This is a genomic window from Microbulbifer sp. SE14, assembly GCF_059834885.1.
In genome coordinates this window covers 47,844-63,216 of record NZ_JCBAJA010000028.1, presented here as the reverse complement: position 1 = coordinate 63,216, position 15,373 = coordinate 47,844, and the positions used below count along the sequence as shown (strand labels likewise).

The window sequence follows — 15,373 nt, the reverse complement described above, 5'->3', positions numbered from 1 at the left end:
CTTTGATGAGTCGTGCCAACAAAGATTTGCAGAGCATCAAGAAAAACAAGAAACTCGTGAAATCATTTTTCCAAGAGGCGGCTGTATCCTTTGCTGCCGCCTAGGTAGTAAACTTGGAAGCTTTCTCGTCGCTCCAGTTTCTTGCAGCTGCTCTGACATCGTCGGGGTTTGTTTCTAGCGCGTTAGTTGCTAAATCTTGCTCTTTTTCTGGGCTGGTCTTGTTAGTTTTCTTCGCTGGATGGCTTGTAGGTCCTGTTTGTACATCTACCTCATCCACTGGCAGCTGATCGAAGGAACGATTGGATCCTCCATTCCCCTTGGCTGAATTGCGACGCAGCCGCTGCCTGGCTTTCCTGACCTGTTCTGCAAACTCCATTAGCAGATCGCCAACCTTGCGGAACTTTGCCAGATGCCGCGCCTGGCTGGCGGCGCCGACTGCCAGGCCGGCGCCGGCGGTGACGGCGGCCAGGACCAGGGTGAAGAGTACTTCGAAGGCGGCACTGCCGGAGAGTTCGGTGAGTTCTAACGCGTGTTGGGCGCTGACGTAGTCCCTGGCGAAGCGGGTGATATCGGCGCGCAGGGCCGGGTCGTCCCAGATGAGGTCGGCCACTTCCATGGCCTGGTCCAGTTGTTCCGCGGTGATGGCGGTGGGGTCGAAACCCAGGGCCTGTACCAGTTCGCGCTTTTCCCCCTTCAGGTGTTCATCGGCATAGGCGGCGAGGAGGCTCTCGCCATTTTCCCGGCTGCGCTGCAGGGCCCGGTGGCTGGCGTGCACACTGCGCAGAAGGCGCTGGGTAGGGTTGATTACGTCGTTGACTTCCTTGGCCCACTTGGCGAGGTCGACGCCGGCGTTCCAGAGGCCGTTGAAGAAGGCGCCGGTGTAGATCAGCCCGCGGTTGACCCGGGATTCCCTGGCCAGCATCTGCGCGTGGCGGGCGGCTTCGGCCTTTTCCTGGGCGACGATCGCGGCAAGTGCCTGGCGGATCCTGACCCGCAGTATGGCCCGCCTGTCCTCTTCTTCGCCCTGCTGTTCCCCACTGTCGAGCCTGACGACGATCAGTTCGTGATTGCAGAGGGCGCCGATCAGGTCCTGTCGCGGGCACAGGGGCGGCTCACCGTCGCCGAGGCGTTCCTGTCTCCACCATTTCAGTAACTGGGACTGGCCGGAGCCGTAGAAGTGATCCCGGGCGAGCCACAGTTGGCGGTCGTCCACGCTGGAGAACAGCAGGTCGGCGCCGGCGTAGTGGGTGGCGATGCTGTCACCGACCGGCAAGCGGGAGCCCGCGCTGAGGCGGTAGCGGTTGCCCTGTTGGTCCGTCAAATCGAAGTGCGACATATCCGTGTCTGAAGTTGTACTGAAAGCGTCGATTCTAGGGGCAATTTAAAGGACGAATCAATCGAACCGGTCCTCATTCCCGCATTTCGCAGAGGGAAAATTATCGTGTTGGCCAATAATTGGCCTGCCGTGTAATGGCGTGTAATGGCGTGTGATCGAATTGTAATCGGGTAATCCGTAGAGTGGCGCACAGGGTTGAGGAGTTGAGTGCGCCAACGAGGATTCAGGCGCTCCGCCTAGGGAAAGGCAGGCTCCTCATCACCGAATCCGAAGGACCGGACGCTGTACCCCAGTGGTACGGCACGGAAAGGAGACCCTTTCAGCGCAAGCTGAATTGTCAAGCCGGGCCCGGCAAACACAGAGCCTAGTCTGCCGGGATTTGGGGAAGGGCTTGACCGGGGCATGGATGCCTCATTTCGCTCTTGATAGTGTTGTTGTAACCGTCGATGGCTGGGACCATCATTCGGGCCGGCAGTAACCTGGTTACTGCCGGCTTTTTTTATTTGGGGATCTACCGGCTGATTCCTCGTAAAGCCTGGCGATGTGTTCCTCAAATGGATTCGATCAAGTATCATTTTTATCGTGATGCAATTCACGAAACATCGGATGTATTAAAAATACATGACAAAATCTGGAAAAAGGGGATGGAATTGTGAGCACTTGTGATGATCTACCGGTATTGGAATGCGACGTGCCCAAAGAGGGGCTGAAGCTGGACCTGGTACTGCAGCCGAGGGAGCCGGTAAACGGCGAGCCGCAGTACTGGCCGCTGTACAACGCGGACAACCCGGGCGAGCACTTTGGCAATATGCATTTCAAGATTGCCGGCAAGGGGGTGGTGACCCTGAAAATCACTCTGGATCTGTCAGAGGTTCCGGGGCGGGATCTGGAGTTTGCGCGCTGTGGTCGCGGCAACCTGGATGGGATTATTGCGTTGAGCCCGGACTTCCGGCACCAGTTTAAGTCCAGGGCCAGGTCCGTGGATGGCGAATTTACCAAACTGGTGATCAAGATTAAGGATAAAGAGCGTATCCCGGATAACTTCTCCTTCCTGTGGATATGTGAGGATGCGGATACCGGTATGCACTTTGTTTCCGGTGATCCGCAAACCCAGATAGAGCCGATCTGATTAGTCGCAGATAGCGGTTTTTACCTCGGTAGCAACCTGGGGCTGGGTGCAGAGTCGCTGGAAAGCCGGCAGATTAAACCATTCTGCACTCATGCCCTGCTGGAGAAGTTGTGTGGCGTAATAGCTTGCGGACCGCCATTCTTCAGATAGAGCATAAACTTGAACAGCCGAATACTTTACAAATGTATCATCTTGTGACTCATTAATTAGCTCGTGAATAAGTGGAATTGCTCTCTCCACGTCTCCTAAATTTGCAAGAGCAAGGGCCCGGACCTGTCTATCTCGTAATTCGTCACTTCCGTGAGTTAGGTCTAGCACCTTATTAAAGTGATCAATAGCTGATTCTTGATTTCCTACTAGTAAAAGGACCTCACCGGTTTGTTCTAGTGCTGAAATGTTGTTCGGCACGCTATCTAATACATTCTTAAAAACAGCTAATGCTTGCTGGTATTTCCCTTGGAGAAAATATGAAACACCAAGATTTGATTTTGTGCGCCATCCGCGCAGTTCCTCGGGAATTGCGGTAATAGCAGCTTCCGCGGCCTCCAGATTGCCACTCTCCAGTTCGATCACCCCGAGCAGTGAATATGAGGACCAGTGTTGAGGGTATGTTCGTGTCAGTCCTTCTAGAGTGGAGCGAGCCGCAGTGTAGTCCCCTCGGGCCGTCTGATTGATGGCAACTAGATACAGGTTGTCTGCAGTAGGGTTGAGGGCAGCAGCCTCCTGTGCTTCCTTGAGGCCCTCATTGTATTTGCCGTTTCTATAAAAGTATCTGGCGCGCTTGTTTTTTAATTCCGCGATTGGGTAGTTTGAACTCTCTAGCTTGGATGCAAGCAATTCAAATTTTTCCTGGTGATCTCCAAGGCTGTAAATAAACAGCTTGAGTTCGTTAATGATGGTGGTGTTTACACCAAACTCTTGGGCCTCATCCAACCTCCGTAAGGCAGATTCAAGGAGTTGTGTTTCTCCTTTGGCAGTATGGATTCTTACCGCTACATCTACAATGGCGCGATAGATAATGGGGTTTTTGGGGTAATTGTCGCTGAGGGTAAAAAGGATATTTAAGTCGTCTTCAGTGATGTTCTTGCTTTCCAGTCGGCTGACAATGCTAAGATAATCGCTATAGTCGTTATTCGACATCACCACTTGTTCACCGGAGTCTTGCGCATAGTTGTAGGGAAACAGGGCCGCCGCACTATTGGTTATCCGATATTCCGCCTCTTGCCGCTTATCCGACAAAAACGCAAAACTCGCCTGCTGCCTGATCCGACTATCCACCGGCCCAATCCGCTGCAACTCAATCTCACACCGCACCCGCGCACACTCCAGTCGCGCAAACAAGGCGTCGGTCACCCCCTTGTCCCGCAATGCCTGCAACTGCGCGTCGAAATCCTGCCCTTCCTTCGGCGTAAAGCTGACCAGCGCCGAGGCCTTCAGCTGCGAGGTGGCATTCATCAGCGCCTGCCGCACCATGGTGGCGGTCAGGGCCTTGGCATTCTCCTCTCCGCGCACCTCGCCGTTGATCTCCACCGGCAGCACGGCGATATATTGCGGCTCCAGGCGGGTGGCGTATTCCCAGCCGAAATAGCCGGCGACGCAGAGGGCGGCGAAGCCGGCCGCGCCGGTGAGGGCGCGCAGGGTGCGGCGGCGCCGGCTTGGCGGCTTGCGCAGCAGTTGGGTGACGGTGGCGGAGAATTCCCGGGTATCGGTATCGTCCGCCTGGTGCTGGTGGAGGAATTCCAGCGCCTCGTACACCTGTTGGGCGGACTCGGGGCGCCGTTCGGGGTTCTTGTTCAGCAGCCGGTCCAGCAGCGCCGCCAGCGGCTCGGGAATGCCGGCCCAGGCCTGCTGCGGGGGGATATGGGGCTCGTTGACCACCCGGTGGGCCAGCGCCAGGGCGCCGCCTTCGCCCTTCTCGAAGGGCCTGCTGCCGCACAGCAGTTCGTAGGCGATGGTGCCCAGGCTGAAGAGGTCGCTGCGGGTGCACAGGGGCTGTCCGCGCAGCTGCTCCGGCGACATGGCCTCGACGGTGCCGGCCACATGATCCTCGCGGGTGATGCTCTCGGCGTCCTCGCGCTGGGACTTGGCGATGCCGAAGTCGGTGATCTTGGCGGTGCCGCCGATGGTGATCAGGATATTGTCGGGCTTGAGGTCGCGGTGGATGATGCCCAGGGTGTGGGCCTGGTTCAGCCCCTTGCAGATCTGCATCAGCAGGCCGAGCTTGTCCCGCAGCGGCGCGCTGTGTTCGCGCATCCACTCCCGCAAGGTGGTGCCCTCGACGTATTCCATCACCAGGGCGATGCCGCCGTCCTCCTCGAGCACGTCGTAGAGCTGCACGATATTGGGATGGTTGAGCCTGGCCAGCAGGTTGGCCTCGCTGTGGATGCGGGCGCTGGCGGATTCGCTGGCGGCATCCTGGCGCAGTTTCTTGATGGCCACCTGGCGCTGCAGCCGGGTGTCTTCGGCCAGGTAGACGACGCCCATGCCGCCGGCGCCGAGCGTGCGCTCTATGCGGTAGCGGCCCAGTTGTTCCTGTTCCGGTTCGGCGACTTCCATAGCCCTTTATTCTTGTTGGTCGTTGTAAGTTCCCGTGAAACCCGTTATCCGGCGTCTACCCGACAGCGCCGGCGGAGAATGACCAAGTTTACCGCTTTAGTGACCGGCGTACTATTTCCGTGCGATGTCGGCGGGTTTTTGCTTTTGGGTGCAAAGTCCCGGGTGGTCTTCGCGCAGGTCGGCGAAGTCGCCGTGGCTGCAGATTTCGGCAAAGCGCGCGTTGCGGTACCAGGTGGGGGACTGGCCCAGTTCCAGCGCCCGGCGGATATGTGCCCCGGCGGAGGCCCGGTCGCCGGTGGTGATATATACCAGGGCGTAGGCGTGGTTGGTGTAGGTGTCGTCCGGGGTCCGCTGGCGGATCTGCATCAGGGTTTCCACTGCCTGCTGCTGTTGCCCCAACTGGGCCAGGGCCCGGGCGAGTACCAGCTTGTTCTCCCAGCCCTGCCGGCGGCTGGTTTCCGCGATCGCGCGCTCTGTCAGGCGCCGGGCGTCTTCCGGGCGGCCCCGGCTGCGGGCTATCTCGGCGCGTACCAGCAGTGGTTCGGCGTCGTGGGGGTTGAGTTCGCTCAGTTTCTCGAAGCAGGGGGCCGCCTCGTCGAGGTTTTGCTCCAGGTAATAGGCGGTGCAGAGGTTGTAGACGTCCAGCGGGGGGAGTTTCGTTGGCGCGACGGATTTCAGCAGGCGAATGGCCTCCCCACTGCGCCCCATATCCAGCTCGTTGGCGGCGAGCAGGGAAATGGCGTCCATCTGTCCGTTGTCTATCTCCAGTATCCGCTGCAGTACCGGCCTGGCGCCCTCCATATCTCCCAGGAAACTGAGGGCAATGGCTTTCTGCAGCAGGTAATTGGTGCTGGTGCGGTGGGCCAGGGCGCGTTCGGCCGCCTCCAGTTCCTTCTCATATTCGCCGCGCAGGTGGTGATCCAGGGCCTTGCGGTGGTAGTAGTGGGCTATATCGGGGAGGGCAATTTTCAGGCGGGCCAGCTGCCTGTCAGCCTCCTGCCAGTCGTATTGGGTTTCCGCCAGGTTCAGCCTGGCGCTGATGATTTCCGGCGTGTCGGCGATTGACGCGGGGGCCTTGGCGAGGAGTTTTTCCAGCCGCTGTACCGCATCCAGGTCGACGTTTTCAAACCGGGCCATGAAAACGCCCAGGCTGTGGAGTTCATAGAGGGGGGCGAAGGAGGGGGCGCTTTGCTGCAGGTCTTCCAGGGGTTGCAGGATTTCTGCGTTCTGCTGTTCGCGGTAGTGGAGGGTCTCCAGCTCCAGGTAGCGCCGGTAGTCGGCCTCCGATATTTGCAGCGCCGGTCTCGGGTGGCGCGGGGGATAGTCTGGCAGCAGGTAATTGATCTGTTGCAGGGTCTTTTCATAGCCGCCCAGGTTGGCATCCGCGTCCAGCGCGACATCGCGGCTGGCGATGACGGAGAGGCTTTGCGAGTCGATCAGTTCCAGCGTCAGGTCGCAGGAATACTGTCGGCAGGAAATTTCCGTGTTGAGCAGCAGTTGTACATTGAGAGCGCCGGCCATATCGCGCAGCGGCTTGCCCTGCAGCGCGCGGGACTCGGAGATGGGCACCAGGTAGAGTCCCCGGCGGTTGGAAATCCCCTCCCGGATGGCGCTCTGCACGCTGCGGTACAGCAGTTTGATCTCGCGCCCCTCTGTGTCCGCCGCCTGTGGCAATAAGATGGCGATATACTGGCCGCCTTTTTCCCGCGACGACCCGGAAAGATAGAGGAAGGACAGGATTGCCAGAAGCGCGATCGCGGCCGCCGCGAGTACGGCGGCGCGGGCGGGGATGTTGCGGATTTTTTTGTGCCCCTGCCGGCGGTGCGGGGCTTCCACCGTCATGGTGGCACTGCACCCGCTGTCGACCGGCAGGCCGGCGGCCCGGCTGTCCCCGGGTGCGATGGCGATATCGCGCAATAGGGCGGCGACCTCGCCGGCGCTGGCCGGGCGGCGCCTGGGGTCCTTGGCCATCAGCCGGTCCAGGAGTTTGCACAGGGCATCCGGAAGTTGTGGGTTGAGCTTCGCCGCCGGTGGGTGTGGGTGGTGGACGATACGCTCCACGGTGACATAGGGACTGTCGCAGTCGCCGAAGGGATTCTGCCCGCACAGCAGCTGGTAGGCGAGCGTGCCCAGGGTGAAGAGGTCGCTGCGGTGGTCCAGCGGTTTGCCCTGGGCCTGCTCCGGCGACATCAGTCCCCAGCTGCCGGCAATATGCTGCTCGCGGGTCAGGTCGCTGTCCTCGCGCCAGCTCTTGGCGATGCCGAAGTCGGTGATTTTAGCGGTGACCGGGCTGTCGCCGGTGACCAGGATATTGTCGGGTTTCAGGTCGCGGTGGACGATACCCACGGCGTGGGCCTGCTCCAGGCCGCTGCATATCTGCACCAGGATATCGAGCTTCTCCTGCAGGGATCGGCGCTTGCCGCGCAGCCACTGGCCCAGGGTGCAGCCCTCCACATACTCCATCACCAGGGCGATGCCGCCGCCCTCTTCGAGCACGTCGTAAAGCTGGACGATATTGCCGTGGTTGAGTCTCGCCAGCAGCCTGGCTTCCCGCTGGATACGCAGGTGTGCCGAGGTACTGGTGGTATCCCTGCGCAGTTTCTTGATCGCCACCCGCCGCTGCAGCCTGGTATCGCGGGCCAGGTAGACGACGCCCATGCCGCCGGCGCCGAGGGTGCGCTCTATGCGGTAGCGGCCCGCTTGCGCCTGTTCCGGTTCGGCGGTTTCCATAGCCTTTTATTCTTGTTACGGGGTGGAAGTACATTGTTTCGGGGAGACCACAGTCTACCGCTTCTGTGCTCCGGGCACTATTTCTGCGTGACCTCCAGTTCCGGCCGGTTGTGACACAGGGCCGGGTAATCCGCGCGCAGGTCGGTAAAGGCCGGGTGGTGGCAGAGCTTGGTGAAGTGGAGAGTCCGGTACCACACGGGGGACATGCCTTCTTCCAGCGTCTTGCGAATATAGGTTTCGGTGGAGACGGTATCCTCGGTTGCGATATAGACCCGCGCGAAGGCGTGATTCGAATAGGTGTCGTCCTGTGCCTGCTGCTGGATCTTCAGCAGCGGGGCGACAGCTTTTTCCGGCTGTTGCAACTGGGCATAGGCCAGCGCGAGCATCAGCTGGTTTTCCCAGCCCTGCTGGTCGCGGGCCAGGTCGCGCACCCGCTCGGCGAATTCCCGCGCGCGTTCCGGTTGCCCCTGCTCGCGGGCAATTTCCGCCCGGTAGAGCAGGGGCTCCAGGTCGTGGGGCAGGCTGGTGTAGAGGTCGGCGAAGCACTTGTCTGCAAGGGAGAATTCCCTGTTCAAAAAATAGGCGGAGCAGAGGTTGAAGGTATCTATGGCGGTCAATCGCTCGGCATCGATGGAGCGGTACAGCCGGACGGCCTCATCGATGTTGCCCAGGTCCAGCTCGTAAGTTGCGAGTTTGGTGATGGCGTTCAGATCGCTGCCGTCCCTCTCCAGCACCTGGCGCAGGTAGGACTTGGCCTCCTCTATCTCACCGGCGTATCCCAGAATGTTGGCCTTCTGCTGCAGGTTGGAGATGCTGACCCGCAGGGCCAGGGCCCTGTCGATGGCCGCCAGGGCCGGGGCGTAATCGTCCCGGAGCAGGTGGTAGATGGACTCCATCTGGTGGTAGCCGGCCGGGTCAGGCATGGTCGTCTTCAGCTTCTGCAACAGCTCGCTGGATTTATCCCAGTCGTAGCGCATATTGGCCAGGTAGTACTTTGCCATCAGTACTTCATGGGTGTCCGCGATATTGGCCGGGGCCCGGGCGAGGAACTGCTCCAGCATTTCGGTAGAGTGGGCATCGCGGTTGATCAGCCGGTTGTCTGCGGCCAGCTGGCTGTAGAGGAAATAGATCGGCGGAAAGTGCGGGGCATCCCGCTGCAGATCCTCCAGGGCGCGCATCGTTTCGGCGGTGACCTCGATGGTGCGGTGTTCGTAGCTATGGGCTTCCAGTTCCAGGAAGCGCCGGTATTGCCCTTCGCTGATATCCAGGGTCGGGTCATCGTGGCGCAGTGGGAATTCGGGCAGAAGATAGTTGATCTCCTGCAGGGTGCTGCGAAAGCTGTCGAAAACGGAGTTCTGTTTCAGCGAGACACTGCGCCTGCTGAGAACGGAATCTGCAGCGGCGTCGATCAGCTCCAGTGTCAGTTCGCAGGCCTGTGCGGTGCAATCGAAAACCGGGTTGAGGACCAGCTGGGCGTTCATGGCGCGGGCCTGTACGGCCGGTGACTTGTCGCGCAGCTCCCGCGACTCGGCGTAGGGCACCAGGTAGAGGCCGCGGCGATGGGTGAGCCCGCGCTTTATGGCATTGAGCGCGCTCTGGGTTACAGCCCGGTACTCATCGCTTTGCTCCGAGGGTGCCAGTATGGCGATATATTTCCTTTCCGTACTCTGTAACCAATGGGGCAGCACCACCAGGGCGGCGACCGCGAGCGGCAATACCAGGCTCGCCAAGATTCCCGGGCGGCTCAGTGCAGGGCGGGGTTTCACCGGAGTGAAATTGTCCGCGGTCACCGTGAGGGTGTGGGGCACGGATGTGGCTGTGGCATTGCGTCTGGCACTCTGCGCTATGGCTTCGAGTTCCGAACACACTGTTGCAGCGTCGCGTGGGCGCCTGTCGGGGGATTTCGCCAGCAACCTGTCCAGCAGCCGGCACAGCGCCTTCGGTAGATCCGGTTTGAAGTGTGTGGCTGGCGGGTGCGCCTTGTGCACGATGCGCTCCGCCGTCTCGAAAGGGCTGCGGCCCTCGCCAAAAGGAGAGTGTCCGCACAGCAGTTGATAGGCGAGGGCGCCGAGCGCAAACAGGTCGCTGCGCGGGTCCGGAGATTTGCCCTGCAATTGTTCCGGCGACATGGCGCCGATGGAGCCGGCCACGTGGCCCTCGCGGGTGAGTTTGTCACCGTCGTGCCGCAGGGATTTTGCGATACCAAAATCGGCGATCTTGGCGGTGCCGCTGTCGGTAATCAGGATGTTGTCCGGTTTCAGGTCGCGGTGGATGATGCCCAGGCTGTGGGCGGCGCCGAGGCCGCGGCAGATCTGGGCCAGCAGCCCGAGTTTCTGCGCCAGGTCGGGCGCCTGTTCGCGCATCCAGCGTTTGAGGGTGGGGCCCTCCACATATTCCATCACCAGGGCCAGGCTGCCTTCGCTGTCGAAGGCATCGTACAGCTGCACTATGTTCGGGTGGCTCAGGCTCGCGAGCAGCCGCGCTTCCGACTGGATGCGCGTGCGGGCGGAAGCACTGGCGGTGTCACTGCGCAGCTGCTTGACGGCCACCTGGCGCTGCAGGCGGGTATCTTCGGCCAGGTAGACGACACCCATGCCCCCGGCGCCGAGCGTGCGTATGGTGCGGTAGCGGTGCGCCTGGTCGGACTCCGTGTCGGCAACTGTCATGATCGTTGTTCTTGTCTCGTTATCGGTACTTGTTGATCCGCTGCTGCCCCCTGCGGACCGGCTGTGGGCTCCGGGTTCAACGACGCGTCCCCGGCCGCACTATTTCCGCGCGATATGGGTGGTCTCATTCTTTTCGGCGCAGAGATCCGGGTAGTCGGCGCGCAGGTCGGCGAACTCGCTGAGCGTGCACAGGGAGGCAAAGGTCGCAGTGCGGTACCAGATGGGGGAAACGCCCAGCTCCATGGTGCTGCGGATATGTGCCTTGGCCGAGTGCATATCGCCGATGGTGAAGTAGATCTGGGCGCGGGCGTAGTTGACGTAGATGTTGCTCGGCGCCTCGCGGCGAATTTTGATCAACTTTTCGATGGCGGCGCTGGCTTGGCCCAGTTCCGCGTGGGCGCGGGCCCCCATCAGAACCCCCTCCCAGTCGTCGCGGCCACTGCTGAGTTCCAGTGCCCGCTGGGCAAGTGCGCGGACTTTCTCGCGCTTTTTCTGTGCGCGGGCAATTTCCGCACGGTACAGCAGTGGGTCGGCGTCTTCGGGTGTTGTCTCGGAAAGGGAGACAAAGCACTGGTCCGCGCGATCGAACTGTTTCTCGATGTAGTAGGCGAGACAGAGGTTATAGGTGTCTATGGGGGCGATGCGGTCCAGTCCGGCATCGGTCAACAGGCGAATGGTTTCATCGGGGCGGCCGCTGTCGAGCTTGTTGCCGGCCAGCAGGGAAATGGCATCTACACGGTCTCCATCCAGCTCGAGTGCCTTCATCGCGTAGGTGTTGCCTGCCTCCATATCGCCGGCTTCCGACAGGACAATGGCCTTCTGGAGCAGGTAGGAGGCGCTGGCGCGATGTTCCAGCGCGTGGTCGATAGCCGCCAGCGCCAGGTCGTACTCGCCGCGCAACATGTGATAGATAGTCTTGTGATAGTGGTAGGAAGCCTGGTCGGGCAGTGTCAGTTTGAGCTTGTCCAGCAGTGTCCTGCTGTGCTGCCAGCTGCCGGCAGACAGCGCGAGGCGTATTTGCGCCGAGATCACTTCCGGTTCCCCGCCGATTTCACTCGGCGCCCGGTGCACAAATTCTTCCAGGCGCTTCAGGGCGTTGGCGGAACGGGTGTTGAATTTGTGGTCTATGACGATATCGGCAAAGAGTTCGTAATAGGGCGGAAAGGCCGCGTTGTTGCGCTGTAATTCCTCGAGCCCGTTGAGGATATAGCCGGTTTTCGCGCTCAGATTGCGCAGCGAGTAGAGTTCCAGGTAGCGCTGGTAGTCCTCGGGGCTGACCGTGAAGCGGTTGTCGCGATCCCGCGGGGGATTCTGCGGCAACAGGTAGGTCAGCTGCTGCAGGATGCGCGAGCGGCTCTCCAGGCTCTGATCCGGTTCAAGCATGGTGCTGCGGCTGGCCTGCACGGAAAAATTGCCGGTGTCGATCACCTCCAGGGACGCCTCACAGCGGTGGCCGCTACAGGACAGGGACGGGTGTAACAGTAGATGGGCATTGAGAGCCCGGGCCTGCTCCCGCAGCGACATGCCCCGAACCTGCTCCGACTCGGAATAGGGGATCATGAAGAGCCCCTCCCGGTCGGACAGGCCCTGCTTGATCGCGCCCAGTACAATGCTGGCCAGCAGCCGCTCCTCGCGGGATTCGAAGGCATCCCCGTGCGGCGCCACCACGGCGATGTACTGTCCGCTGATTTCCGCTTCCGCCGCCGGCCACAGGGCGCTGCCCGCGCCAATCAGCAGTGCCACAGCGGCGGTGGCCGCGCAGCCGAAGAAAACCTTGCGCAGGGTGTCGCGGCGCGCATTGCGCCGGTAGAAGCTCTCGGCGGTGACACTCACGGTGCGTGTATCGCTGTCGCCGTTGTCAGTCTCCAGTTCCTGTTCAACCGCATCCAGTTCCGCGGCCACGGCGGTGGCGTTGCGCGGGCGCTGCCCGGGATCCTTTTCCAGCAGCTTGTCCAGCAGCTGGCACAGCTTCTGCGGCAGGTCCGGATTGAGGCTGGAAGCCGGCGGGTGCTGGTTATTGACGATGCGATCGACGATGACGAAAGGGCTCTCGTGCGCGCCGAATGGCTTCTGCCCGCACAGCAGCTGGTATGCCAGCACGCCGAGGGAGAAGAGGTCGCAGCGGTTGTCGAGGGGTTTGCCCAGGGCCTGTTCCGGCGACATGACACCCCAGCTGCCGGCGACGTGCTGCTCCCGTGTGAGTTCGCTTTCCTCACGCCAGTTTTTGGCGATACCGAAATCGGTGATCTTGGCGATATTGTTTTCGTCGATCAGGATGTTGTCGGCTTTCAGGTCGCGGTGAATGATGCCGATACTGTGGGCGCGCGCAAGGCCGTGGCAGATCTGTTTCAGCAACTGGATCTTCTGGCGCAGGCTGGCGCGGCGCTCGCGCTGCCAGTAATCCAGCGAGCAGCCGTCGACATGCTCCATGACCAGCGCCACATCGCCGCGCTCCTCCACCACGTCGTAGATCTGCACGATATTGCTGTGGTTGAGCTGCGCCAGCAACAGGGCCTCCTGGCGGATGCGCAGGTGGGCGGAGGAACTGGTCGGGTTCTTGTGCAGCCTTTTGATGGCCACGCGGCGGTGCAGCCGTTCGTCGGTGGCGAGGTAGACCACGCCCATGCCGCCGGAACCCAGGCGACCGGTTACCTTGTAGCGACCGATATAAAAAGGTAATTGCTCTGACGTCATGGATTGACTGAGTTGCCCCGCTATTCCACTCCGCCGTCCCTGGCAACTCGTTGTTCTTCATTGTGCTGTTCCGGTGCCGGGCTCCCCGGCCGCGCGCACCGACAGCGATTCAGTCAGCCAGTGTCTCTGCCTGCAGGTTCGACTGGGATTCCAGTTGAGATCCCTTGTAGATTTCGAAGCGGCTGCAGCCGAGGCGCATCTCCCAGGAGCGGCGTTCGACCAGGCCGGAGGTGTCTATGGCGTCCGGCAGTGTCTCGGCAATCTGTTTGCGCGCGCGGAAGATCTGCGTGTTCAGGTGGCTGACGGTGATTCCCAGTTCGCGGGTGGCCAACTGGATGGAGACCCAGCCCTGGGCATCGGCGTCTGCACCCTGCTGCATATCGCGGATGCGCGCCCGCGCCAGGTAGAGCAGCAGGTAGTTGTGGATGCGCGCCGGCAGCGCCTGCTTGATGTCCTCGCGGCGCATCTGCAACTGTACGTGTTCCTCGTGGTGGCTGACGGAGAAGCGCAGTTCGAAGTCGGTGATCGACAATTGCTGCAGCGACAGCTCCTTGGTCGCGCCCTGGTTGTCGGCCAGGAACAGCTGCCAGCTGTGCAGGCCGCAGTCGATGCGCTCGCCATGCCTGACCGCGGTGGCGTTGTTGCTGCCGTTGGAATTGCCGGTCAGCTCGTAGAGCCACTGGCCGGTGACCGGGCTGAAGTGCAGGCTGGCCAGGGGGTCGCGCTCGTTGGGCAGCAGGTGGTACTGCTCCAGGGCCTGGGCTTCGCCGGTGTGCAGGTCGATCAGCAGGTTTTCCGGCGCGTCCAGGTTTTCCACGATCCAGATTGGGTTGTTGGCGCGGCCGAAGGCGATCCGGTCGCCCTGCTGTAGTGGGTAGTTTTTCGCCGGCACCAGCTGCTGGCCATTGACCCAGGTGCCATTGCGGCTGAGATCGCGGATGTTCCAGTGCGTTCCCGTCCACTGGACGGCGGCGTGGATGCCGGAAATTTCCCCGCTGGTAATGCGTGTGTCCACGGCGCCCTGGCGGCGACCTATGGTGTGGTGCGCCATCAGGTAGACGGGCTGGTCCCTGTCTGGATGCTGCAAACAAGCCATGCTTTTGTCCCTTCCCCTTTGTGGATTCTTTTTGGGGTGTTTGCACTATGGTGACTCAATCAGGACAGGTGGCGCGGTGGCAGGTTACTTTGCCCCCAAGTGGAAAACCGGTGGGGCCGATAGGAGGTTTTCATTTCGCCAGGCGCTGCGTTGCTGCCACTAAAAATCCAATGCCGCAATGTCGATGCTGCCCGCATCGCTGGCCGAACCCCAGGCCAGTGGCAAAGTCATTTTCAGAGGCGCGTTTGGAATTGTTATTGCGCCCTGTCTTGAGTAAGCAAGCGCTAACCATCAGGTTGGCGGTTGCTTTAGTGTTGTCGCTCCATTTATACCGATCTTCCGTGCGATTGCAACGATTGAATGCGAATGGGTTCAATTTCGCCGGCAACTTGCGCTGGCGCCGAAAACATTCCGATGGATTTTGTCAGTTCTTAGGTAGGAACTGCAGGAAACTTACGAAAGTCAGGCTCTTGCGGTGGGGAGTTACAGCCTCAGGGCTCTTCCTTGTCTTCCGGTGGCAGTTGGCGGCTGTCTTTGCGGTCGAGGTCGCCGACATCCAGCACCGGCGAGGCGTCGATATGCTCCGCGTCCATCATCAATGCCACCCGCTGCAGGGAGGAGATGATCATCGACTGTTCCCAGTCGCGGAGGTCCCTGAACTGGCGCACGAAATGCTCCTGCAGGGGGGTGGGGGCGTCGCGCAGTATCTCCATGCCCTTGTCGGTCAGGTAGGCGTGCACCTTGCGCTTGTCCTCCGAGGAGCGCACGCGGTACACCAGGCCGCGCTTTTCCAGCCGGTCGAGGATGGTGGTTACTGTCGCCTGGCTGAGGCTGATTTCCTTCGCCAGGGCGCCGATGGTCACTTCGCCCTTCTCGCGAATCGCCTGCAGCAGCAGCAGCTGCGGCGCCGTCAGCCCCGCGGTCTTCACCAGTTGCTTGGAGTGCAGGTCGGTGGCGCGGATCAGGCGGCGCAGGGTGATCAGTACTTCTTCAATCTTGTCCATCAACAACAGGCTCTGTAAGTCGCGGCGGGATAATTGTCTGCGGCCGACTTTAGGTCCTGCCTGCGGTTTGTCAATCACCGGTCGTCCCGTCTCCCTGTCTTTCGGCCCGTCGGTCGCGCTGTCGCCCCCGCCCTCCGGGTTGTGTGATCTGGTTAGCTCTTG

At 60.9% G+C, this 15,373-nt stretch carries 8 protein-coding genes; 1 reads left to right on the top strand and 7 read right to left on the bottom strand.

What is annotated here, in order from left to right:
* Positions 1 to 100: 100 nt before the first annotated feature.
* A complete protein-coding gene (locus AC6R19_RS17850) occupies positions 101 to 1,336 on the bottom strand; it encodes a hypothetical protein (RefSeq protein ID WP_500581204.1) in 1,236 nt (411 codons plus the stop codon).
* Positions 1,337 to 1,988: 652 nt separating this feature from the next.
* On the opposite strand from AC6R19_RS17850, the gene AC6R19_RS17845 reads away from it, so the two are divergent.
* Positions 1,989 to 2,465 carry a hypothetical protein gene (locus AC6R19_RS17845; protein ID WP_500581203.1) on the top strand — a complete coding sequence of 159 codons (477 nt, stop codon included), beginning with the start codon at positions 1,989 to 1,991 and terminating at the stop codon, positions 2,463 to 2,465.
* On the opposite strand, the gene AC6R19_RS17840 is transcribed toward AC6R19_RS17845, so the two are convergent.
* The 6 genes from AC6R19_RS17840 to AC6R19_RS17815 form a co-directional block, all read right to left on the bottom strand.
* A complete protein-coding gene (locus AC6R19_RS17840; protein ID WP_500581202.1) occupies positions 2,466 to 5,021 on the bottom strand; it encodes a protein kinase domain-containing protein in 2,556 nt (851 codons plus the stop codon).
* A 111-nt stretch (positions 5,022 to 5,132) separates the two neighbouring features.
* A complete protein-coding gene (locus AC6R19_RS17835) occupies positions 5,133 to 7,751 on the bottom strand; it encodes a protein kinase domain-containing protein (protein ID WP_500581201.1) in 2,619 nt (872 codons plus the stop codon).
* A gap of 77 nt (positions 7,752 to 7,828) precedes the next feature.
* Positions 7,829 to 10,417, bottom strand: coding sequence for a protein kinase domain-containing protein (locus AC6R19_RS17830; RefSeq protein ID WP_500581200.1), 2,589 nt, complete (start codon positions 10,415 to 10,417; stop codon positions 7,829 to 7,831).
* 99 nt (positions 10,418 to 10,516) lie between these two features.
* Positions 10,517 to 13,111 (bottom strand): protein kinase domain-containing protein, encoded by a 2,595-nt coding sequence (locus tag AC6R19_RS17825; RefSeq protein ID WP_500581199.1) that lies wholly within the window; start codon positions 13,109 to 13,111, stop codon positions 10,517 to 10,519.
* Positions 13,112 to 13,220: 109 nt separating this feature from the next.
* The gene (locus tag AC6R19_RS17820; protein ID WP_500581198.1) at positions 13,221 to 14,207 is read right to left on the bottom strand and encodes an FHA domain-containing protein; all 987 of its coding nucleotides are present in this window, start codon (positions 14,205 to 14,207) and stop codon (positions 13,221 to 13,223) included.
* A gap of 491 nt (positions 14,208 to 14,698) precedes the next feature.
* Positions 14,699 to 15,211: a MarR family winged helix-turn-helix transcriptional regulator gene (locus AC6R19_RS17815; protein ID WP_500581197.1), complete on the bottom strand. Its 513-nt coding sequence runs from the start codon at positions 15,209 to 15,211 to the stop codon at positions 14,699 to 14,701.
* Positions 15,212 to 15,373: the final 162 nt, after the last annotated feature.